General features: G+C 68.7%; 22 protein-coding genes. 9 read left to right on the top strand and 13 right to left on the bottom strand.

Annotated features, from left to right (window positions below; all coding sequences use genetic code 11):
* A complete protein-coding gene (gene phnD, locus LMH63_RS04655) occupies positions 1–1,008 on the bottom strand; it encodes a phosphate/phosphite/phosphonate ABC transporter substrate-binding protein (protein ID WP_109675821.1) in 1,008 nt (335 codons plus the stop codon).
* A gap of 230 nt (positions 1,009–1,238) precedes the next feature.
* On the opposite strand from phnD, the gene LMH63_RS04650 reads away from it, so the two are divergent.
* Positions 1,239–2,033: an HAD-IIA family hydrolase gene (locus LMH63_RS04650; RefSeq protein ID WP_158280276.1), complete on the top strand. Its 795-nt coding sequence runs from the start codon at positions 1,239–1,241 to the stop codon at positions 2,031–2,033.
* Between the two features lie 19 nt (positions 2,034–2,052).
* On the opposite strand, the gene arsB is transcribed toward LMH63_RS04650, so the two are convergent.
* The 12 genes from arsB to LMH63_RS04590 all read right to left on the bottom strand — a co-directional run bounded on the left by arsB (position 2,053) and on the right by LMH63_RS04590 (position 14,908).
* Complete coding sequence (arsB, locus tag LMH63_RS04645) at positions 2,053–3,183, bottom strand: ACR3 family arsenite efflux transporter (protein ID WP_109675823.1); 1,131 nt, start codon at positions 3,181–3,183, stop codon at positions 2,053–2,055.
* A complete protein-coding gene (locus tag LMH63_RS04640) occupies positions 3,180–3,629 on the bottom strand; it encodes an arsenate reductase ArsC (RefSeq protein WP_109675824.1) in 450 nt (149 codons plus the stop codon). Before LMH63_RS04640 ends, arsB begins: the two co-directional genes overlap by 4 nt.
* A gap of 136 nt (positions 3,630–3,765) precedes the next feature.
* Positions 3,766–4,119: a metalloregulator ArsR/SmtB family transcription factor gene (locus LMH63_RS04635; RefSeq protein WP_109675825.1), complete on the bottom strand. Its 354-nt coding sequence runs from the start codon at positions 4,117–4,119 to the stop codon at positions 3,766–3,768.
* 96 nt (positions 4,120–4,215) lie between these two features.
* A complete protein-coding gene (phoU, locus tag LMH63_RS04630; protein ID WP_109675826.1) occupies positions 4,216–4,938 on the bottom strand; it encodes a phosphate signaling complex protein PhoU in 723 nt (240 codons plus the stop codon).
* Positions 4,939–4,958: 20 nt separating this feature from the next.
* On the bottom strand, positions 4,959–5,771 hold the full coding sequence (gene pstB, locus LMH63_RS04625; RefSeq protein WP_109676140.1) for a phosphate ABC transporter ATP-binding protein PstB: 813 nt from the start codon (positions 5,769–5,771) through the stop codon (positions 4,959–4,961).
* Positions 5,772–5,825: 54 nt separating this feature from the next.
* Complete coding sequence (pstA, locus tag LMH63_RS04620) at positions 5,826–6,998, bottom strand: phosphate ABC transporter permease PstA (RefSeq protein WP_109675832.1); 1,173 nt, start codon at positions 6,996–6,998, stop codon at positions 5,826–5,828.
* A gap of 9 nt (positions 6,999–7,007) precedes the next feature.
* Entirely contained in the window at positions 7,008–8,255 is a 1,248-nt protein-coding gene (pstC, locus tag LMH63_RS04615; RefSeq protein WP_109675834.1) for a phosphate ABC transporter permease subunit PstC, read from the bottom strand.
* A gap of 142 nt (positions 8,256–8,397) precedes the next feature.
* The gene (locus LMH63_RS04610; RefSeq protein WP_109675836.1) at positions 8,398–9,411 is read right to left on the bottom strand and encodes a PstS family phosphate ABC transporter substrate-binding protein; all 1,014 of its coding nucleotides are present in this window, start codon (positions 9,409–9,411) and stop codon (positions 8,398–8,400) included.
* Between the two features lie 139 nt (positions 9,412–9,550).
* On the bottom strand, positions 9,551–10,885 hold the full coding sequence (gene phoR / locus LMH63_RS04605) for a phosphate regulon sensor histidine kinase PhoR (RefSeq protein ID WP_109675837.1): 1,335 nt from the start codon (positions 10,883–10,885) through the stop codon (positions 9,551–9,553).
* 86 nt (positions 10,886–10,971) lie between these two features.
* Positions 10,972–11,661, bottom strand: coding sequence for a phosphate regulon transcriptional regulator PhoB (gene phoB / locus LMH63_RS04600; protein WP_109675838.1), 690 nt, complete (start codon positions 11,659–11,661; stop codon positions 10,972–10,974).
* Positions 11,630–12,484, bottom strand: coding sequence for a lysophospholipid acyltransferase family protein (locus LMH63_RS04595; RefSeq protein WP_158280277.1), 855 nt, complete (start codon positions 12,482–12,484; stop codon positions 11,630–11,632). Before LMH63_RS04595 ends, phoB begins: the two co-directional genes overlap by 32 nt.
* A gap of 201 nt (positions 12,485–12,685) precedes the next feature.
* The gene (locus LMH63_RS04590; RefSeq protein ID WP_109675842.1) at positions 12,686–14,908 is read right to left on the bottom strand and encodes a DUF1631 domain-containing protein; all 2,223 of its coding nucleotides are present in this window, start codon (positions 14,906–14,908) and stop codon (positions 12,686–12,688) included.
* A gap of 193 nt (positions 14,909–15,101) precedes the next feature.
* On the opposite strand from LMH63_RS04590, the gene LMH63_RS04585 reads away from it, so the two are divergent.
* Genes LMH63_RS04585 through LMH63_RS04550 form a run of 8 tightly spaced genes read left to right on the top strand, consistent with a single transcriptional unit; the run spans position 15,102 to position 20,577 of the window.
* Entirely contained in the window at positions 15,102–15,599 is a 498-nt protein-coding gene (locus LMH63_RS04585; protein ID WP_109675844.1) for a Na+/H+ antiporter subunit E, read from the top strand.
* Positions 15,596–15,892 carry an MrpF/PhaF family protein gene (locus tag LMH63_RS04580; protein WP_109675846.1) on the top strand — a complete coding sequence of 99 codons (297 nt, stop codon included), beginning with the start codon at positions 15,596–15,598 and terminating at the stop codon, positions 15,890–15,892. Before LMH63_RS04585 ends, LMH63_RS04580 begins: the two co-directional genes overlap by 4 nt.
* Positions 15,885–16,229 carry a monovalent cation/H(+) antiporter subunit G gene (mnhG, locus tag LMH63_RS04575; protein WP_109675852.1) on the top strand — a complete coding sequence of 115 codons (345 nt, stop codon included), beginning with the start codon at positions 15,885–15,887 and terminating at the stop codon, positions 16,227–16,229. Before LMH63_RS04580 ends, mnhG begins: the two co-directional genes overlap by 8 nt.
* Before the next feature lie 29 nt (positions 16,230–16,258).
* Positions 16,259–16,804, top strand: a complete 546-nt coding sequence (locus LMH63_RS04570; protein ID WP_229332726.1) for a DUF4040 domain-containing protein — start codon at positions 16,259–16,261, stop codon at positions 16,802–16,804.
* Positions 16,801–17,265 carry a Na(+)/H(+) antiporter subunit B gene (locus LMH63_RS04565; protein ID WP_109675856.1) on the top strand — a complete coding sequence of 155 codons (465 nt, stop codon included), beginning with the start codon at positions 16,801–16,803 and terminating at the stop codon, positions 17,263–17,265. Before LMH63_RS04570 ends, LMH63_RS04565 begins: the two co-directional genes overlap by 4 nt.
* A complete protein-coding gene (locus LMH63_RS04560; RefSeq protein ID WP_109675858.1) occupies positions 17,262–17,630 on the top strand; it encodes a cation:proton antiporter subunit C in 369 nt (122 codons plus the stop codon). The genes LMH63_RS04565 and LMH63_RS04560 overlap by 4 nt, the downstream gene beginning before the upstream one ends.
* Positions 17,627–19,117 (top strand): monovalent cation/H+ antiporter subunit D family protein, encoded by a 1,491-nt coding sequence (locus LMH63_RS04555; protein ID WP_109675860.1) that lies wholly within the window; start codon positions 17,627–17,629, stop codon positions 19,115–19,117. The genes LMH63_RS04560 and LMH63_RS04555 overlap by 4 nt, the downstream gene beginning before the upstream one ends.
* Positions 19,114–20,577, top strand: coding sequence for a proton-conducting transporter transmembrane domain-containing protein (locus LMH63_RS04550; RefSeq protein ID WP_109675862.1), 1,464 nt, complete (start codon positions 19,114–19,116; stop codon positions 20,575–20,577). Before LMH63_RS04555 ends, LMH63_RS04550 begins: the two co-directional genes overlap by 4 nt.
* Position 20,578 lies beyond the last annotated feature (1 nt).

The raw sequence follows: 20,578 nt of genomic DNA, 5'->3' as shown, positions 1-20,578 counted from the left end.
TTACTCGGACAGGGCGTCCTGGGTGTACTCGACGTCGTTGGCGCGCTGGATGGTGCGGATATCCACCCAGTGCTGACGATAGGTGATGGGGATGAACTGATCGGCGTCCGTGAACTCCTCGCCGACGCTGGTCCCCTCGAAGTCGAAGGTGAAGAAGGCCTTTTTCACGAGCTGCGCCACCCTGGGGTGCAGGTTGTGCGCGTGCCCGAAGCCGGTCGTGGGGAAGGAGGCGGTCTCGAAGATCACCCGCAGGTCCTCGCGGTCCACCACGCCCCGGTCGGCCATGCGGTCGAGCACCGAGGAGGCCACCGGCGCCGCCACGTAGTCCTGGTTCGCCACGCCCAGGATGCTGCGATCGTGGCCGCCGGAGTAGACCACTTCGTAGTCCTCGCCCGGCACCACGCCCTGCTCGGCGAGCAACGCCCGCGGCGCCTGGTTGCCGGAGTTCGAGGCCTGCTCAGTGTGCGCGACCGTCTCGCCACGCAGGTCGTCCAGCGACTCGATGCCGCTGTCGCGGTGGGTGATCACCTGCATGCGGTAGCCGTACTGACCCTCGTCCGTACCCATGATGGTAAACGGCACGAAGCCGCCGATGTTCACGCCGAAGGGCACGGAACCGGTGGACAGGCCCGCCACGTGCAGCCGGCCGCTGCGCAGGGCCTCGATCTGTGCCGCATAGGACTGGGCGGAGAAGTAGCGCACGTCCTTGCCGGTCACCTCCTCGAGATGGGCAATGAACGGCTCGAAGACGTCGGCGTAGATGGCGGGGTCCTCCACCGGCACGTAGGAGAAGAACAGCGTGTCCGGATCCTCCCACTCGGATTCGTCCAGCGGCAGATCCGCCACCAGGTCGAGGTCGTCGTCGCAGTAGCGCTCGGCCAGGTCACCGCGGTGCACGCATTCGGTCATCTGCGCGGGCGCCTGCGAGGCGCCAAACAGCAGCGCACCGGCAATGGCGGCGCCGAACAGGCTGGCGGGGAGGCTCCCCTCGGCTCGCATCGAGAACATGATGTCGGTCTCCGTTGCTGACGTTGGACAGGCCGGTTGCGGATAGCGGCGCCGCGGCTGCGGGCGCCACGCGCCGTAGTGTAGAAGGCCGCCGCAGCCACTCCCGTGACAGTGGGCTGAAGGTTTGATTGCGATCCGATGACAGGCCGGCGATGCCGCACGGCCCGCTTTCGCGGCGGCCACGCCGGCTCTATGCTCGGCGGCTTGCAGGCGCGGGAGGCGAGGTGGTGATGGAATGGAGCAGGGTCCGGGGCGTGCTGCTCGACCTGGACGGGGTGATCTACCGCAGCGGCGCGGTGCTGCCCGGGGCACGGGAGTTCTTCCGGGTACTGGCCGAACACGGCCTGCCCTGCTGCGCGCTTACCAATAACGCCCGGGCGACCCCCGAGGCCTACGAGCGCAAGCTCGCCGGCATGGGCATCGAGCTGCCCGCGGCACGCATCGTCACCGCCGGCAGCGCGACGGCGGAGTGGCTGGTCCGTCACAGTCATGGGCGGTTCGCCATGCTTGGCAGCGCTCCCCTCCGCGAGTGTCTGCTCGCCCGCGGGCTCGAGGAGCGCGCGGACGCGGACATGCTGATCATCGGTATAGACGCTGATCTCGCTTACCGCGACCTCTGCGGAGCGGTGAACCACCTGCTGCGGCCCGGCACGCAGGCGGTGGCCACCAACGCCGACCGCCTGATCCCGGTGGCCGGCGGCTACGAGCCGGAGTGCGGCGCCATTATCGCCTTCCTGGAGTACGCCACCGGCCGGCTCATCCCCACCATCGGCAAGCCGAATCCCTGGATCTTCCGCTACGCCCTGGAGCAGCTGGGCATCGCCCCGGGGCAGGCGGTGATGGTTGGCGATACCGTGGATACGGACATCGTCGGCGCCCGGGCGGCCGGCGTCCCTTCCGTACTGGTGGAGACCGGCAGCCCGATACCCCGCGTCACGCCGGTGGCCCCGGCGCTTCGGCTTCCCGATATCCGCGCGGTCACCGAGCGCCTCACCGCAGCCCTTGGCGGCACCGGCACGGCGTAACCGGCACCGGGACGCCGCCTCAGCGCGGGGCGTCACCGCCGCCGGCACGCGCCGGCTCGGCGTTCGTGCGTCCGGCGCCCGCCGGTTCAGCGCCGGCCTCCTCCCGCCCGGCATAGAACCGGCGCCGGAAGTACAGCGCGACGTGCACCAGGCCGATCAGCACCGGCACCTCCACCAGCGGGCCGATGACGGCCGCGAACGCCACACCGGAGTTGATGCCGAACACCGCGATGGCGACGGCGATGGCCAGCTCGAAGTTGTTGCCGGAGGCGGTGAAGGCGAGCGTGGCGCTGCGGGGGTAGTCGGCGCCGGCCTTCCAGGCGAGCCAGAAGCTCACCAGAAACATCAGGGCGAAGTAGGCCGCCAGCGGTACCGCGATGCGGGCGACGTCGAGCGGAATCTCGACGATGGCCTCGCCCTTGAGGCTGAACATCACGATGATCGTGAACAGCAACGCCACCAGCGTGATCGGCGAGACGCGCGGAATGAAGACCTCGTCGTACCAGCGCTCGCCGTGGGTGCGGGTGAGGACGACCCGGCTCGCGATCCCCGCGGCGAAGGGGATGCCGAGGTAGATCATCACGCTCTGGAAGACCTCGCCGATGGAGATGTCCACGACCGAGCCGGCCATGCCGAACCAGGTGGGCAGCACGGTGATAAACACCCAGGCGTAGGCCCCGTAGAGAAACACCTGAAAGAGGCTGTTCAGCGCCACCAGCGCGGCCCCGTACTCGCTGCTGCCGTCCGCGAGGTCGTTCCAAACCAGCACCATGGCGATGCAGCGGGCGAGCCCCACCAGAATCAGCCCCGTCATGTACTCGGGGTAGTCGTGCAGGAACAGCAGGGCCAGGGCGAACATCAGCACCGGACCCACTAGCCAGTTCTGGAACAGCGAGATGCCGAGTATGCGGAGGTCGCGGAATACCGCCGGCAGCAGCTCGTAGCGCACCTTCGCCAGCGGCGGGTACATCATCAGGATGAGGCCGATGGCGATGGGGAGGTTGGTGGTGCCCACCTCCATGCGGTTGATCAGATCGGCAATCGACGGTACCAGCCGCCCCAGTGCCACGCCCGCCAGCATCGCCAGCAGGATCCACAGGGTCAGATAGCGGTCCAGCAGACCCATGCGCTTGCCCACGGCTTCGCTCATGCGGTGTGCTCCTGTGCCAGGGTTTCCGGGAGGGTGCGCACGAACGCCTCGATCTCGTCACGCACCCGGCGGTAGGGCGCGAGGGCCTCGGCCTCGGTAGCCGCCTCGCGGGCCAGCCGCGGCGGGTCCTCGAAGCTTCGGTGCAGGCGGCGGGCGGCCCCGGGGAACACCGGACAGGCCTCTGCGGCGCGGTCGCAGACGGTCACCACCCAGTCGAAATCCAGGCCGTGCAGGTCGTCCACGTGTTTCGAGCGGTGCGCGGAGAGGTCGATGCCGCGCTCGGCCATCACCGTGGCCGCCCGCGGGTCGACGCCGTGGGGGCTGGTGCCGGCGGAATGCACCTCGAAGGCGTCACCCAGATGGGCCCGCGCGAAGCCCTCCGCCATCTGCGAGCGGCAGGCGTTGCCCGTGCAGAGAAACAGGACGCGGGGGCGTTGACGGGTCATGCTGCCTCCATAGTCATATCAGCCCGTAGGAGCGGCGCCCTCGGCGCGCAATTCCTTGCGGTTCAGCACTGCTCGCGGCGAGGGCGCCGCTCCTACGCGCTCGGATTGGTGCGGCGAGCACCGGGCAGGTGCCTGCTCAGGCGCAGCGGCCCACCTCAGGCCGTCCGGGCATGGTCGCCAGCCGCTCCCGGTCCTCCAGCAGCTGCGCGGCGGTGCCCTGGGCGGCGGCGCCGATGGCGGCGCGGGCCCAGGCGGGCAGCTCCGGGGCCAGGCGGTAGTAGACCCAGCGCGCCGAGCGGCGGTCGCTTACCACGCCGGTATCCCGCAGCAGGGCGAGATGCCGCGAGACCTTCGGCTGCGCGAGCTCCAGCGCATGGGTGAGCTCGCAGACGCAGAGCTCGCCCTCCGCATGCAGCAGCGCCAGTGCACGCAGCCGCGTACCGTCGGACAGGGCATGGAAGAGCTGTTCCGGCACCATCGATCCATCCATTCATATATCCGTATCAACGAATATATTGGATCACGATGACGCCGTGATTGCAGCCCCGCCCCGCATCACTGATCGTTTCGGAAGTATTGTCCGGTCTCAGCGCCGGTCGCCCGTCGCCTCCGCCGCCATCTGCTCGAAGCTCGTGTGCCGCACGTCCTTGCCGCGGACGAAGTAGACCACGTACTCGCAGATGTTGCGGGAGCGGTCGCCGATGCGCTCCAGCGAGCGTGCCGCCCACATGATATCCAGCACCGGGGGCACCGATTTCGGATGGTCCTCCAGGTACTTCACCAGATGCCGGACGATGGCGTCGTACTGGGCATCGGCCTTGATGTCCTCCTGGGCGACCTTCACCGCCTGCTCGGCGTCCATTCGGGCGAAGGCGTCCAGGGCGCCGTGCAGCATCTTCTTGATCTGCTCGCCGAGGGACTGGATCTCGCCCATGGGGCTGCGGCGCCGGTCCTCCTCCAGCAGATGCAGGGCCATGCGCCCTACCCGCTCGGCCTCGTCGCCGATTCGCTCGAGGTCGGTGATGGTCTTGATCACCGCGAGCACCAGGCGCAGGTCGCTGGCCGCCGGCTGCCGGCGGGCGAGCACGTGCGTACAGGCCTCGTCGAGCTCCACCTCCATGGCGTTGACGCGGTAGTCCGAGGTGACCACGCGCTCACCGCTCTCGGAGTCGCCCTCGACCAGCGCCACCAGGGCCGTCTCGAGCTGCTGCTCCACGAGGCCGCCCATGGTCATGACGCGGTTGATGATCTGCTCCAGCTCTTCGTTGTACTGCTGGGAGATGTGCTGGGAGAAACCCTTCTTGTCCATGACCGCCACTCCCTGCCGGCTCAGCCGTAGCGGCCGGTGATGTAGTCCTCGGTGCGCTGCTCGCGCGGATTGGTGAACAGCGTGTCGGTGTCGTTGAACTCGATGATCCGGCCCATGTGGAAGAAGGCCGTGTAGCCCGCCACTCGCGCCGCCTGCTGCAGATTGTGGGTAACGATGACGATGGTGTAGTTGTCCTTGAGCTCGTCGATGAGCTCCTCGATGGTGGCCGTGGCCAGAGGATCCAGCGCCGAGGCCGGCTCGTCCATGAGGATCACCTCCGGATTCACCGCGATTGCGCGGGCGATGCACAGGCGCTGCTGCTGGCCGCCCGAGAGCTCGGTACCCGGCGTGTCCAGCCGGTCCGCCACCTCGCGCCAGAGCCCGGCACGCTTCAGCGAGCTCTCCACCAGCTCGTCCAGCGCCGCCCGGCCGTTGACGATGCCGTGCAGGCGTGGCGCATAGGCGATGTTCTCGTAGATGCTCTTCGGGAACGGGTTCGGCTTCTGGAACACCATGCCCACATGGCTGCGCAGCTGGACCACGTCCACGCTCGGGTCGTAGATGTCCTCGTCATCCAGCGTCACCCGGCCCTCTACGCGCACGCTGGGGATGAGGTCGTTCATGCGGTTGAGGCAGCGCAGGAACGACGACTTGCCACAGCCGGAGGGGCCGATGAGCGCGGTGACCTCGCGCGCATAGACGTCCAGGTCCACGTCGAACAGGGCCTGGGTATCGCCGTACCAGAGATTCAGCTTCTCGGCCCGGACCTTGATGTCGCGTGTACCTGAGGCTCGGCGGCGGCCGGCGGCTTCGGTATCAGTCTTGACCGTCATCTTGGGCGACGTGGCAGTGGTGGCATCAGAGTACATGGGGCACCTCGACTGTCGCTACCAGCGACGTTCGAACTTCCGCCGCAGCAGCACCGCGGCAGCGTTCAGGCTGAGCAGGATGGCCAGCAGCACGATGATGCCGGCCGCGGTCTTCTCCACGTAGGCCTTCTCCGGCTCGCCGGCCCAGGTGAATATCTGCGCGGGCAGCACCGTGGCCGACTCGAACAGACCCGTCGGGGCCTCGGGGATGTAGGCGATCATGCCCACGATGATCAGCGGCGCCGTCTCGCCCATGGCCTGGGCCAGCCCGATGATGGTGCCGGTAAGGATGCCCGGCAGCGACACCGGCAGCACATGGTCACGCACCACCTGCCAGCGCGAGCAGCCCATGGCGAAGGCGCCCAGGCGGATCGGATCCGGCACCGCCCGCAGCGCCGCACGCGTGCTGATGATAATGATGGGCAGCGTCATCAGGCCCAGAGTCAGGCCGCCGGCCATGGCCGAGGACCGCGGCACGCCGAAGAAGTTGATGAACACCGCCAGGCCGAGCAGGCCGAAGATGATCGACGGCACCGCCGCGAGGTTGTTGATGTTGACCTCGATGGCCTGGGTGAAGCGGTTGTCCGGGGCGAACTCCTCCAGGTAGATCGCCGACATCACCCCCACCGGGAAGGCGAACAGCAGCGTGACGAACAGCACATAGAGCGAGCCGATGGCGGCGGACAGGATGCCCGCCAGCTCCGGCAGCTTGGAGTCGCCGGCGGTAAAGAAGCGCGTGTTGAAGCCGCTCTGGATCACCCCCTGCTCCATCAGCGCGTCCACCTGCCGCCGCAGCTCGGGCTCGAGGTCCCGGCCGCCCTTCAGGTACTGATCGATCTCGCCGCGCACGGGCACCCAGGTGGTCTCGGTGGTACCGGCCAGCTCGGGGTTGTTGCGCATCTGTAGCGGGATCGCCCGCGTCGCGCCGCGGGAGGCGATGTCGCGCAGATCCTCGTCCAGGGCGAAGGTGCCGATGCGGGCGGCGCGCTCGTTGTAGTCCAGCGTCACCTGCACCTCGTGATGCCAGAACGCCGTGTAGCCCTGACTGATGATGTTGCTGAAGAAGGTCAGGATGATGGCGAGCGCCAGCAGCACCGCCGAGGCGCAGTAGATCCGGAATCGCTGCTCCGCGCGGTAGCGCCGCTGCAGGCGGGCATCGTTGACCGAACCGGTAAGTCGTCGGGTGGCCATAACAGTCGCTCAGTCGTATCGCTGCTTGAAGCGCCGAACCAGTATCGTGGACACCAGGTTCAGCGCCAGGGTGACGAGGAACAGCACCAGCCCGAGGGCAAAGGCGGACAGCGTCTGCGGGCTGTCGAAGGCCTGGTCCCCGGTCAGGGAGTACACGATGTTCACGGTGACCGTGGTCATGTCCTCGAGCGGGTTCCAGGTAAGGTTCGGCCGCACGCCGGCGGCCATGACCACGATCATGGTCTCCCCCAGCGCCCGCGAGACGCCGAGCAGGAAGGCCGAGATCACGCCCGGCAGGGCCGCCGGCAGGACCACCTGGCGGATCGTCTCCGAGCGCGTGGTGCCGAGGGCATAGGCCCCCTCGCGCAGGCTCTGCGGGATGCTGTTGATGACATCGTCCGAGAGCGAGGAGATGAAGGGGATGATCATGATCCCCATGACGATGCCCGGCGAGAGAATGTTGCTGTAGGAGGCGTCGAGCCCGAAGAAGCTGGCGATGTCCACCACCACCGGCGTCACCGTGATGGCGGCGAAGAAGCCATAGACCACGGTGGGGATGCCGGCGAGGATCTCCAGCAGCGGCTTGGCGGTGCCGCGGATACGCGGGCTCGCGTACTCCGACATGAAGATCGCCGACAGCAGCCCGATGGGCAGAGCCACCGCCATGGCGATGGCGGTGACCATGAACGTGCCGGCGAACAGCGGCACCGAACCGAAGGAGCTGCTGCCCTCGGTAACCTCGTCACCGCGCCCGGCCGCCTCGAGGAAGGAATCCCCCGGCGACCACACCGTGCCGGTGACGAACTCCCAGACGCTGACCTCGCGGAAGAAGCGCATCGCCTCGAAGATCACCGAGAGCACGATGGCGATGGTGGTGATGATGGAGATCAGCGCGGCGCCCAGCAGCAGCCAGCGGATGAGGTTGTCGAGGATATTGCGCGCCCGCAGGCTCGGACGGATCACCCGCAGGCCCACGGCCAGGCCGACGGCGGCCGTCACCAGCGCCATCAGCAGCACAATCTCCCGCGGCGGCGTGACCACGCCCAGCAGGTTCAGCAGCGAGGCGGCGATGGCCACCCCCATGGCCGGCAGGGCCATGGACACCACCGAGTACCAGCCGTACTGCTGCGGCCGCGAATGCATGCGGATGCCTTCCGCCGTCGCCACCAGCGCCTTGCGCCGGCCCAGGTAATAGGCGGCGTAGCCGAGCGGGATCAGCCCGCCCAGCAGCAACAGGATTGTCTCGCCTACGCCCAAGATGCGCCTCCGGGATCGTGTTCACGCCTGCGCGGCTGCCAGCCGCGCCCAGGAAACAGTCGACCCGACCGGCGGCGCGCCGGTCGGGTCTCCTCCGTGACCGCCGGCGCACCCGTTCGGGTGGCCGGCATCCTACCTGTGCCTACTCGAGGTCGCTACGCTGCAGGTTGACGCGGTTCGCCACGCGCTCCTGCCACTCGCTGCGCTCGCCCTCGGGCAGCACGATCAGGCCGATGTCCCGCAGCAGGCCGTCGGAGCCGATCATCAGGTCGTCCATGAACAGGCTGACGTACTCGTCGATGCCCGGGACCACGCCCTCGTGGGCCTTCTTGATGTAGAACCACAGGCTCCGGGCCACCGGATACTCGCCCTCCGAGATGGACTCCGGCGTGGGCTCGACGCCGTCGATGGTGGCCGCCTCGATGGTGTCGCTGTTTTCCTCGAGGAAGCTGTAGCCGAAGATGCCGAAGGCGTCGGTGTTCTCGCGGATGCGCTGCACGATGAGGTTGTCGTTCTCGCCAGAATCCACGTAGGCGCCGTCGGCGCGCACGTCGCTGTACGCCTCAGGGTAGCCGGCCGACTCGCTGGCGGCCTCCATCACCAGCTCCTCGAAGGCGTCCCGCGTGCCGGAGGTGGTCGGCGGACCCAGGATCTCGATCTCGCGGTCCGGCAGGCTGGAGTCGATCTGGTTCCAGTTGTCGTAGGGGTTGTCGACGAGCTCGCCGTCCTGCGGCACCTGCGCAGCCACCGCGAGGAGGATCTGCTCGCGGGTCAGCGCCACCGGCTCGTTGTCCACGCTCTGGGCCATGACGATGCCGTCGGAGCCGATCTTGGCCTCGGTGATCTCTTCGACACCGTTCTCCTGGCAGCGATCGAACTCGCTCGGCTTCATGCGCCGCGAGGCGTTGCTGATGTCCGGCGTGCTCACGCCCACACCCTCGCAGAACAGGCGCAGGCCGCCGCCGGAACCGGTGGACTCGATCACCGGGGTGGGGAACTCGGTGGTAGCGCCGAATTCTTCGACGACGTAGCTCGCGAACGGGTACACGGTGCTGGAGCCGACGATTCGGATCTGCTCGCGCTCCTGGGCGCTGGCCACCGAAGTCATGCCGACGATCGCAGCAACCGCGATGGCCGAAGTCTTCCAGGTCTGCATGAGGCAACTCCTGAGTTGGTCGATTGCGTCAGTTCGTTCTCGGTTTACGAACCCGGCCCCCCTTTCGGGCCACGTTCGCCGCGAAGGCTAAAGGACGAATGTGACAGCTCCATGACCCGTCCATCGCCCAGGGTTCGGTTCACGACGGGCGGCGGGCCACTTCCCGGGAGGCGTGCCCGTCGGCGCGGCGCAGGTAGCGCGAGAACACGCAGGAGAAGGTGCTGCCGACGCCGACCTCGCTGGTGACCTCCAGATGGGCGTCGTGCCGGGAGAGGACATGCTTGACGATGGCGAGGCCGAGGCCGGTGCCGCCATTGCTGCTGGCGCGACCGCCGTCCACGCGATAGAAGCGCTCGGTGAGCCGTGGCAGATGGTGCGCCGGTATGCCGCGGCCGGTGTCGGCGACGGTCAGGCAGGCGGCACCGCTGGCGACGAACCAGCGCACATCGACCCGCCCGCCCGGGTCGGTGTACTTGATGGCATTGGTGAGCAGATTCGAGAACGCGCTGCGCAGCTCGTTCTCGTCGCCCTCCACCAGCAGCGACTCGTCCACCTCCAGCGAGAAGCGGTGCTGGCGCTCGCTCAAGGTCCGGGCCTCGTCCAGCAGTCCGCGCAGCACGGCGGGTACGTCCACCGGCTCCTGGTCGGCATCGGGCGCAGCCGTCTCCAGTCGGGAGAGCAGCAGCAGGTCGTCCACGAGCCGCCCCATGCGCTCGATCTGCTGGTCCATGAGCTGCAGTGGCCGGCGCAGCTCTTCCGCCGTGGGCTCCTCGAGGTCACCGAGCTGCTCGGACATGCCCCGCAGCACCGTCAGCGGGGTGCGCAGCTCATGGGTGATGTTGCCGACGAAATCGCGGCGCATGGTTTCGAGCCGGTGGAGCCGCGTGACCTCGCGCGCCAGCAGCAGCTGCTGATGCTCGCCGTAGGGCACGATGCGAATCTCCAGCACGCGGCGCGAGTCTGCCGGCGAGGGCACCTTCACCGCCTGATGCCAGTCACCCCGCTGAAGGAACTCGGCGAAATCCGGATGCCGCAGCAGATTGGCGATGCGCTGCCCCTGGTCCCGCGGCCACTGCAGGCCGAGGTAACGGCTCGCCACGCCGTTCCACCACTGCATCTCGCCGGTATCGCGCAGTACCACGGTGCCGTCGGGCATGGCGTTGGCGCTCTCGCGAAAGCGGCGAAGCAGCTGGGCGAGCCGGAAGCGGCGCCGGCGGTGACGGCGCTGCAGCCGGTACAGGCTGTCGTAGATGGCGCCCCAGAGGCCGCCCGCCTCGGGCGGACGCAGCCGCCGCCCATGCCGCAGCCAGCGCTCGAGACGCACGATCTGACGGCCGTGGTAGGCCAGCACCCCCAGTGCCGCGACCAGCCACACCAGCAGAGGCCGGCCGCTGATCAGGCCGATCAGCAGCAGCGCGCTTGCGCCCAGAGCGACGCGCAGCAGATAGCTTGGCCAGGGGCTGGTGGTGAGCATCACGCCCTTCCGCGTTCGCCGGCGGCGCTGATTCTAGCCCGCATATCGCACCGATTCACGGCCGGCGGACGCGGCCCGAGGGCCGCTCAGCGCCGCGCGGAGAAGCGGTAGCCGGTACCGCGCACGGTCTGCACCAGCTCGTGGTGGCCGGTGGGCGTCAGCCCCTTGCGCAGGCGGCGCACGTGGACGTCCACGGTGCGCTCCTCGACGTAGACGTTGGTGCCCCAGACGTTGTCCAGCAGCTGCGTGCGGGTGAACACCCGCTCGGGATGGGTCATGAAGAAGTGCAGCAGCCGGAACTCGGTCGGCCCGAGATCGACGCCCCGGTCGCCGGCACTGACGCGATGGCTCACCGGGTCAAGCCGCAGGCCGTCCACCTCCACCGGCTCGTCGGCGCTGGTGGGCTGCACCCGCCGCAGCACGGCCTTGATGCGGGCGATCATCTCGCGCGGGGAGAAGGGCTTGGTAATGTAATCATCGGCGCCGGTATCGAGGCCGCGGACCTTGTCCTCCTCCTCGCCCTTGGCGGTGAGCATGATGATGGGCATGTCCTTGGTGGCCGGCTCGCGCTTCAGGCGCCGGGCCAGGTCAAGCCCGCTCTGCCCCGGCAGCATCCAGTCCAGCAGCATCAGATCGGGGCGGTTCAGCCGAATGGCGGCGTCGGCGTCCTCGGCGGACTCGGCATGGCGGACATCGAAGCCCGAGCGCATCAGCCCCATGGCGATCATCTCGCGGATCGCCGCCTCATCCTCGACGATCAGAATGCTCGCAGCCATTACGGTCCCCTGCTGTCGATTCCGGGCGCATTATAGGAAATGACATATGACGCGACTGTGACAGTGCGGCGCCGTCCAGCAGGGCATTCAGCCCCTCGCTGACCCGACGGTGGCTCTCCCGGGTGACCGCCGTGCGCCCGGCCTCCGGCGTCAGCGGCGCGTGCGGCATCACCACGGCCTCCAGCCCGGCCTCCCCGGCCACGCCCCAGACGCTCGCCAGCAGCCCCTGGTCGTCGAGAAAGGCCACGCTGCGGCAGGCGCCGCCCGCGGCATTGCGGTAACAGATCGTCACCGGCTGCACCAGCGTGCCGGCGTCCAGCGCCGCCTGCACCAGTCGCGGTCGGAAAGGTCGTACGGTATCACCAGGCCCGGTGGTGCCCTCGGCGAAGAGCACCAATCGCCGGCCGGCGGCGAGGCTCTCGGCGATGGCCGCCCGGGCGCGTTCGGCCGCACGGTCACGGCCGCGATCGATGTACACCGTGCCGAGCGCGCTCGCCACGCGGCCCACGATCGGCCAGCCCCGCACCTCGGACTTGCTGAGGAACGTCACCGGGGCCATTGCGGCCAGGCAGATGATGTCGAGCCAGGAGATGTGGTTGGCGAGCAGCAGCACGGGGCCGGGGGCGATCCCCTCACCGGTGGTGCGCAGCCGCACGCCAAGGACCCGGCAGCACGTCCGGCACCACAACGCCTGTGCCCACCGCCCGGCCCCGGCCAGCGGATCCCGCCCGCGCAAGCGGTCGACCCCGACCCCCAGCAGGATCCCCAGGCCCCCGAAGACCACCAGCAGCACCAAGGTCACGACCCGCAGAGCACGCAGCACCGAAATCCTCCCTACCGGCACACGCCGGCCTGCGCTTCAAGCGCCATGGCCTTTATTAACGCCGCCTTTAAACACAACGACACCACGGACACAACGAGACACCACGTCGGGAATCAAACTTTCCGGCGTTGTGTAACGTTGTGTCCGTGGTGTCGTTGTGTTGAAAAACAGCGGCTGATTAACCGCAAGGGGTGCGCGGGGCTACCGCTCCTGGCCGGCGCGCATCTCGCGGAGGGAGGTCACCACGCTCTCGAGGGCGCGGTCGAAGAGGGTGTCGTCGTCGAGGATGATCACGCGGCCGCCGACATAGTCCTCGGCGAGCGGCTCGGCCTCGCGGTCGGCGAGCTTGAAGCCGGCACGGTTGACGAAGATGAAACGCCTGCCGCGGTTCAGCCGTGCCGAGAGCTTCGCCCGCAGCTCGCGCCCCTCGCCGTCGCGCAGCTCGAACCAGGTGCCGAGATCCACGCCACGCAGGCGCTCCAGTGCGGCCGCAAGATCCGGGTCCATCGGCTCGCCGGCGCCATCCGCCTTGTCACTGGTAACGGCCGGCGGCTCGGTGCGGTCGCCATAGCCTGCGGCGGGCTCCGCCACGCGCTCCGGCGCAGGCGTCGGCGTCGCGGGCGCCGGGGGGCTCGCCAGGCGGTCGAGATGCTCGGCTTCCAGCTCACGGAACAGCCGCGCCATCTCGTGCGGATTGAACATGACCGCGTTCAGCCCCTCGCGCAGGTCGTGCAGCAGGCCCGGCATCTCCGTGAGCATGCGCTTGCGCGCCGCGGGGTCCGTCTTCGGCTCGACACTCCACACCAGGCGGTCCATCACCGCGACCCGCTCGGCCCAGAGCTCCCCCTCGGTGCCCTCCTTCACCGCGGTGATGAAAAGCACCTTGTACCAGGCCTCCTGCAGCAACCGGCGCACCACGTCCGGCGCATCGGCGGAGAGGCGCTGGTCGATCGCCGCCTGCACCCGTTCCCGGGCATCCTCGACCTTGGCCTGACCCTCTGCGGCCTGCCGGGTGCGCTCCTCGATCAGCCGTGCGCGCTCGCGCTCCTGCTCGAGGTAATCGCGGAAGCCGGCCAGGGCCTCGGCGAACACCTCCGGACCCTGCTCCCGGTGATCGACAACCTGTTCCACCACGGCGGCCATGCGCGTGTAGAACCCGTCGCGCTCGGGGTCCTCCGGCTCGGTCCAGCCGGCGGCAGCGTGGGCGAGCTCGTTGATGAGCTGGCGCGCCGGGTGCTGGCGGCTGGCAAACAGGCTGCGATCCTGCAGCGCCACCCGCAGCACGGGGATCTGCAGCCGCGCGATAAGCGCCTTCACCGAAGGACTCAGCCGATGATCGTCCAGGATGACGTCGAACAGCAGGCTGACGATGTCGATGGTGTCGTCCGCCGCGCGATTGATGCCCTGCCCGGCGCTCAGCACCTGCCCGAGCGCGGCCCGGATCTCGCCGGCATCGAGGGCGCGCGGGGCGCCGCCGAGCTGGCCCTGAACCTGGCCGAGCGCCTGGCTGACCTCGGCCACGGCCGCCTGCGGCTGCGCGCCGCCCTGGGCTCCCGGCTCCCGCGGCTTGCCCTCGGCGAGCAGCTCCCGCAGCACGCCCAGGAGTTCGCGATCCTCGTCCGGGAGCGCCGTGCCGGTGGCGTCGCCGGCCCAGCTGCCGGCGCCGTGGCCGGCAGCGTCACCAGTGGCGGGGGCCGTCACGCCGGTGCCGCCACGACGGCTGCCGGAAGCGGGGCGGGAGACCTGGCCCCCGGTGCGCAGGTCCGGCAGCACGCCGGCCTCCGCCAGCTGGCGGTTGGCCTGTTCGCAGAGCCGGGGCAGGTGCTGCAGCAGCTGCTTCTCGAACAGCTTGTAGAGGATGAGTTTCGGCTGGATGTCGATATCCAGCGCGGAGACACCCTCGCCAAACGCCTCCGCCAGCTGGCGGGGGTCCAGCGGATTGGATTCCTCGTCCACGGTGCGCTCGGCGACCAGGTGGTCCAGTCGCTGGCAGAGCTGGGCCAGGGGCAGGCTGGCCCGGGCGCGGGCGCGACTGCTGGCGTTGTCCCGGGCGACGCCCTCCTCCACCCGGGTATCGTCCATCAGCTCCAGCTCGATGACGTTGTCCTGCGGGTCCGGGCCCGCTCCGGCCTGCGCACGCGTCAGCGCCGCGAAGCGCTCGTCCAGTGCTTCCTGGAATCGCGTCTGGATCTGCGGGCGGCCGAGGCGCACCTGGCGCATGGCCACGAAGTAGCGCTGCTGCTCCGAATCGCTGCCGGCACGCTCGGCACGGTCGAAGAAGGCGTCGTCCACCTCCTCGAACAGCCGCCCCAGAAGGCCCTCCAGCTCCCGGGAGGCCAGTCCGCGCAGGGCATCGAGCGTTTCCAGTGCGGCCCGGGGACTGCGCCCGGCGCCCAGGTAAACGACGTTGTCCGACGGTGCCATGCTCGCTACTCCGTGCGGGAGTTCTCAGTCTGTGTAGTTGTAGACCACCCCAGGGCTGACGACTGTGATCCCAATCACAGCGACCCATGACCGTTCGGTGACCGGAATCTGGAGACGCGCCGGTTACCGTGGCAGACTCTGCCGGTCGTCAATTCTGGCCGCCGGGCAGGGGGATTGGTAGTCTCCGCCGCTTATGCGTTACCTCATCACGCTGTCGCTGCTGCTTGCTCTGCTCTGGCTCGGGATCTCCGGGGTCTACAAGCCCTTGATCCTGTTGCTCGGGGCGGCGTCCGTGGCGCTGGTGGTCTGGCTGGCAGAGCGCATGGAGGTGCTCGGCGCCGAGCACGACCCGGGGCTGTTCTCCTGGCGGCTGCCGGGCTACTGGGCGTGGCTGGTGTGGCAGATCGTGCTGGCCAACATCGCCGTGGCGCGCAGCGTGCTGAACCCGGAGCGCATCCGACCGCAGGTGGTGCGGGTGCCGGTGCCGCTGCACACGCCGGTGGCGAAGGTGACCTACGGCAATTCCGTCACCCTGACCCCGGGCACGGTCACGCTGGCGCTCTCCCGGGACGAGATGATCGTCCACGCGCTCCTGGAGGAGGCCGCTGAGGATCTGCGCGGCGGCGCCATGGCCGAGCGCATCGCCTGGCTCGAGGGGCATCCGCCACAGTGGGGAGAGCGCAACGCATGAGCGTGGTCCTGCTGCTCGCCACCCTGGCGATCTTCGCCACCATGGCCCTGGCGCTGGTGCGGGCCCTGCGCGGGCCCACGGTGTATGACCGCATCGTCGCGGTGAACGTCTTCGGCACCAAGACGGTGCTGCTGGTGGCGCTCATCGTCTACATCACCGGTCATGCCGACCTCATCGACGTGGCGCTGGTCTACGCGCTGATCAATTTCATCGCCATCGTCACCGTGCTCAAGCTGGTGCGCCAGCGCGACCTCGCGGCCGCCCAGCCGCCAAGGGACCGGTCCCATGGTTGAGCTGCTGGTCAACATCCTCTCGGCGGTGCTGCTGCTGACCGGCGGCGTGTTCGCCGTCATCGGCGGGCTCGGCCTGCTGCGCTTCCCGGATTTCTACACCCGTCTGCACGCGGGCGGTGTAACGGACACCCTGGCGCCGCTGCTGATCGTCGCCGGCCTGGTGCTGCAGTCCGGGTTCAGCCTGCTCTCCCTGAAGCTGCTGCTGATCCTGCTGTTCCTGCTGTTCACCACGCCGACGGCCTCGCATGCCCTCGCCCGCGCCGCGCTGGCAGAGGGCATCCAGCCGCAGACGGACAAGGCCACCCGGAAAGGGGAGGAGGCGTCATCGAACAGCTGATCGACATCGTCCTGCTGCTCTTCCTGATCGTGGTCGCGGTCGCAGTGGTGCGCCAGCGGGATCTGTTCGCGGCAGCGATGCTGTTTGCCATCTATTCACTGCTCTCGGCCGGGCTGTTCGCCGTGCTCGACGCCGGCGACGTCGCCCTCACCGAGGCGGCGGTGGGCGCCGGCATCAGCACCATCCTCGTGCTCGCGGTGCTCGCCCTCACCCACCGCCGCGAGCGCCATCGCCGGGGGCATGATCTGCCGGCGCTCGCCATCGTGCTCGTGACCGGTGCCGGTCTGGTGTACGCCTCGCTGGACCTGCCGGCCTTCGGTGACCCGGACAACCCGGTCCATCAGCATGTCGCCCCCTACTACATCGAGCAGACCTATTCCGACATGGGCGTGCCGAACCTGGTGGCCGCGGTCCTCGCAAGCTACCGCTCCATCGACACCATGGGCGAGGCCATCGTCATCCTGACGGCGGGCATCATCGTCTTCGCGCTGCTTGCCGCGCCGCCGGTGCGCCGCCAGCGGCGCAACCGGACGGGCGAGCGGGGCGCCAGCGACGGCGAGGAGGAGTCCGGATGAGAGACAACGCCATCCTCGTCGTCGTCGCGCGCTTCACCATCCCGCTGATCATGCTGTTCGCGCTCTACGTCCAGTTTCATGGCGAGTACTCGCCGGGGGGCGGTTTCCAGGCCGGGGTGATGTTCGGCGCCGCCTGGATCCTGTTCGTGCTGGTCTACGGGCTGGAGACCGGCCTGCGCATCATCCCGGAGCGGCTCATCTATACCCTGGCCTGCCTGGGGGTGCTGCTCTACTGCTTCATCGGCCTGCTGGGCGTGCTGCTCGGCGGCCGGTATCTCGACTTCTACCCGCTGCTGCCGGGCAAGCATGCCGGGCAGCAGGCCGGCATCATCCTCGTCGAGTTCGGCGTCGGCGTGACGGTCGCCTCGGTGGTGATGCTGATCTTCCTGTACTTCTCGCGCCGCCGCTCCCAGGTGGAAGAGGCCGGGCTCGATGTCGAGTGGCCGGGGGAGGAGGAATGACCACCTTCCTCAGCTTCTTCAACTACTGGGCGGTGGTGGTGCTGATGATGATCGGCTACTACTGCGTGATCGTGCGCGGGAACATGGTCAAGAAGATCATCGGTCTCGGCATCTTCCAGACCTCGGTCTTCATCATGTTCATCTCCGCCGGCAAGATCATCGGCGGCTCGACGCCGGTGCTGCGTGACGGCGTCGAGCTCTACTCCAACCCCCTGCCCCACGTCCTCATCCTCACCGCCATCGTGGTGGGGGTGGCGACCACGGCCGTAGGGCTGGCGCTGGCCGTACGCATTCAGGAGGCCTACGGCACCATCGAGGACGACGAGCTCAGCAGCGAAGAAGAAGAGGACGCGCGCGGGGAATGAACATCGCCGACATCATGCCGTTCAGCGTGCTGGTGCCGCTGATCGCCGCACCCGTCTGCGCCCTGCTGCCGGGGCGGCGGCTGCCCTGGCTGCTCTGCCAGGTGAGCGCCCTCGCCTCGCTGGTCATCGCCGCGCTGACACTGCCCGCGGCCCTCGAGGGCACGCTCTCCTACGCCTTCGGCAACTGGGATCCGCCCATCGGTATCGAGTACCGCGTGGACGCGGCCAACGCGCTGGTAGCGCTGCTGCTCACCGCCATGGCCACGCTCATCCTGCCCTGGGGGCGGCTGACCGTGGACCAGGAGGTACCCGAGCGCCAGGGCACCTTCTACGCGCTGTTCCTGCTGGTGCTGGCAGGCCTGCTCGGCATCACCCTCACCGGCGACGCCTTCAATGTCTTCGTCTTCCTCGAGATCTCCTCGCTTGCCACCTACGGCCTCATCGCCCACGGCCGGGACCGGCGCGCCCTGCTGGCCGCCTTCCGCTATCTCGTGATGGGCACGGTGGGGGCGACGTTCTTCCTGATCGGGGTCGGCTTCCTCTACATCATGACCGGCACCCTGAACATGGCAGACCTCGCCGAGCGCCTGCCGGCGGTGGCGGATACCCGCACGGTGCGGGTGGCGCTGGCCTTCATCGTGGTGGGCATGGCGCTAAAGCTCGCCATGTTCCCGCTGCACCTGTGGCTGCCCAACGCCTACACCTACGCGCCGACCTTCGTCACCGCCTTCCTCGCCGCCACGGCCACCAAGGTGGCGCTGTACGTGATGCTGCGCTTCATCTTCACGGTGTTCGCGCCGGATTACAGCTTCGTCGCCCTGCCGCTGGCGACGGTGTTCCTGCTGCTGGCGCTCGCCGGCATGTTCGCCGGTTCCTGGGTGGCGATGTTCGAGCAGAACCTGAAGCGCATGCTGGCCTATTCGTCGGTGGCCCAGGTCGGCTACATGGTGCTCGGCGTCAGCCTGGTTTCCGTGCTCGGCCTGACGGCGAGCCTGCTGCATCTGTTCAATCACGCCCTCATGAAGGCCGCCCTGTTCATGGCGCTGGGAGCGGTGATCTACCGCACCGGCGGCGTGCAGCTGGCGAACCTGCGCGGCCTCGGCCGCGAGATGCCCTGGACCTTCGCCGCCTTCGCCCTGGCGGGGCTGAGCCTCATCGGCATCCCGCCCACCGCCGGGTTCATCAGCAAATGGACGCTGATCAGCGCCGCGCTGGAGGCGGGCCAGGGCTGGCTGGTGGCGCTGATCGTCATCACCTCCATGATGGCAGTGATCTACATCGCCCGGGTGGTGGAGACGGTCTGGTTCCAGCCGCGGCCGGAGGGCGCGGCGGCAGTGCGTGAGGCGCCGCTGCAGCTGCTCATCCCGGTCTGGGTCATGGTCGCGGCGAACTTCTATTTCGGCATCGACACCCGCCTCACCCTCGGCACGGCCACCGCGGCCGCCGAGGCACTCATGGGCGGGACTGTCAGCGGGGGGCTGCAATGAGCATCCTGCCGCAGCTCTCCCCGTTCACCGTGGTGCTGATCCCCTTCATCGGGGCGCTGGCGATTGCGCTCGCCGCCGGCAACGAGCGCCTGCGCGACCTCTTCTGCTGGATCACGCCGGTGCCGTTCTTCCTCGGCGTGGTCGGCCAGCTCGGGCCGGTGCTGGAGGGCGCGGGCGCCAGGCAGACGCTACTGGAGATCCTGCCGGGGCTCGGGCTCGGCTTCAGCGTCGGCCCGCTGGGCATGGTCTTCGCGCTGCTCGCCTCGACCCTGTGGCTGGTCGCCACGCCCTATGCCCTCGGCTACATGAAGGCCGGCGGCTACGGCAATCTCGGCCGCTTCATGGCCTGCTACAGCATCGCCCTCGGCGCGGCGGCGGGCATCGCCTTCGCCGACGACCTGCTGACGCTGTACGTCTTCTACGAGATCCTCTCCATCTCCACCTACCCGCTGGTGGCCCACACCGGCACCGACAAGGCCCGCCAGGGCGCGCGCGTCTACATCGCGCTGCTGCTGGTCACCAGCGTCTGCCTGATGCTGCCCGCGATCCTGTGGACGTGGCAGGCCACCGGCACGCTGACCCTCAGCGAGGGCGGCATCCTCGCCGGCAACGTCGGCCCCGGCGCCGGCGCGGCACTGCTGGTGCTGTTCCTCTTCGGCACCGGCAAGGCGGCGCTGATGCCGTTCCACCGCTGGCTGCCCTCGGCCATGGTGGCGCCGACCCCGGTCTCCGCCCTGCTGCATGCCGTGGCCGTGGTGAAGGCGGGCGTGTTCGTCGCGCTCACCATCGCGCTGTACGTCTTCGGGCTGGACTACCTGCGCACCCTGGCCACTCACCCGCTGATGCTCTACGTAGCGGTGTTCACGATGCTCGCCGCCTCCCTGGTGGCGCTGCATCAGGACAACCTCAAGGCACGGCTGGCCTATTCCACGGTGAGCCAGCTCTCGTACATCGTGGTCGGCGCGCTGGTGGCGAGCCAGTGGTCGGCCATCGGCGGCGGCATGCACATGCTCATGCACGGCTTCGGCAAGATCACGCTGTTCTTCTGCGCCGGGGCCATCTACGTCGCCGCGCACAAGTCCAACGTCAGCGAGCTGGACGGCATCGGCCGGCGCATGCCGTTCACCATGCTGGCGTTCTTCATCGGGGCGCTGTGCGTCATCGGGCTGCCGCCGACGGGCGGGGTCTGGAGCAAGCTGCACCTGATCATGGGCGCCTACGACACCGGGCAGTTCCTGGTGGTGGCGGCGTTCGTGCTGAGCACGCTGCTGAACATCGGCTATCTGCTGCCGCCGGTGATGCGGGCCTTCCTGAAGCCGCTGCCGGAGGGTGAGCCCGCCGGCATCCGCGAGGCACCCATGCTGTGCGTGGTACCGCTCTGCCTGACGGCCATCGGGACGGTGGTGCTGTTCTTCCTCGCCGGCGAGGCCTTCGCGCTGCTGTCCCTCGGCATCAACTGAC

Source organism: Spiribacter halobius, assembly GCF_020883455.1.
GTDB classification, from domain to species: domain Bacteria; phylum Pseudomonadota; class Gammaproteobacteria; order Nitrococcales; family Nitrococcaceae; genus Sediminicurvatus; species Sediminicurvatus halobius.
This window is presented reverse-complemented; position numbering and strand designations above follow the sequence as displayed.

Bases quoted from the DNA above. Each gene is read 5' to 3' on its own strand.
- phnD (WP_109675821.1), bottom strand. From the start codon at position 1,008: ATGTTCTCGATGCGAGCCGAGGGGAGCCTCCCCGCCAGCCTGTTCGGC.
- LMH63_RS04650 (WP_158280276.1), top strand. From the start codon at position 1,239: ATGGAATGGAGCAGGGTCCGGGGCGTGCTGCTCGACCTGGACGGGGTG.
- arsB (WP_109675823.1), bottom strand. From the start codon at position 3,183: ATGAGCGAAGCCGTGGGCAAGCGCATGGGTCTGCTGGACCGCTATCTG.
- LMH63_RS04640 (WP_109675824.1), bottom strand. From the start codon at position 3,629: ATGACCCGTCAACGCCCCCGCGTCCTGTTTCTCTGCACGGGCAACGCC.
- LMH63_RS04635 (WP_109675825.1), bottom strand. From the start codon at position 4,119: ATGGATGGATCGATGGTGCCGGAACAGCTCTTCCATGCCCTGTCCGAC.
- phoU (WP_109675826.1), bottom strand. From the start codon at position 4,938: ATGGACAAGAAGGGTTTCTCCCAGCACATCTCCCAGCAGTACAACGAA.
- pstB (WP_109676140.1), bottom strand. From the start codon at position 5,771: ATGACGGTCAAGACTGATACCGAAGCCGCCGGCCGCCGCCGAGCCTCA.
- pstA (WP_109675832.1), bottom strand. From the start codon at position 6,998: ATGGCCACCCGACGACTTACCGGTTCGGTCAACGATGCCCGCCTGCAG.
- LMH63_RS04610 (WP_109675836.1), bottom strand. From the start codon at position 9,411: ATGCAGACCTGGAAGACTTCGGCCATCGCGGTTGCTGCGATCGTCGGC.
- phoR (WP_109675837.1), bottom strand. From the start codon at position 10,885: ATGCTCACCACCAGCCCCTGGCCAAGCTATCTGCTGCGCGTCGCTCTG.
- phoB (WP_109675838.1), bottom strand. From the start codon at position 11,661: ATGGCTGCGAGCATTCTGATCGTCGAGGATGAGGCGGCGATCCGCGAG.
- LMH63_RS04590 (WP_109675842.1), bottom strand. From the start codon at position 14,908: ATGGCACCGTCGGACAACGTCGTTTACCTGGGCGCCGGGCGCAGTCCC.
- LMH63_RS04585 (WP_109675844.1), top strand. From the start codon at position 15,102: ATGCGTTACCTCATCACGCTGTCGCTGCTGCTTGCTCTGCTCTGGCTC.
- LMH63_RS04580 (WP_109675846.1), top strand. From the start codon at position 15,596: ATGAGCGTGGTCCTGCTGCTCGCCACCCTGGCGATCTTCGCCACCATG.
- mnhG (WP_109675852.1), top strand. From the start codon at position 15,885: ATGGTTGAGCTGCTGGTCAACATCCTCTCGGCGGTGCTGCTGCTGACC.
- LMH63_RS04565 (WP_109675856.1), top strand. From the start codon at position 16,801: ATGAGAGACAACGCCATCCTCGTCGTCGTCGCGCGCTTCACCATCCCG.
- LMH63_RS04560 (WP_109675858.1), top strand. From the start codon at position 17,262: ATGACCACCTTCCTCAGCTTCTTCAACTACTGGGCGGTGGTGGTGCTG.
- LMH63_RS04555 (WP_109675860.1), top strand. From the start codon at position 17,627: ATGAACATCGCCGACATCATGCCGTTCAGCGTGCTGGTGCCGCTGATC.
- LMH63_RS04550 (WP_109675862.1), top strand. From the start codon at position 19,114: ATGAGCATCCTGCCGCAGCTCTCCCCGTTCACCGTGGTGCTGATCCCC.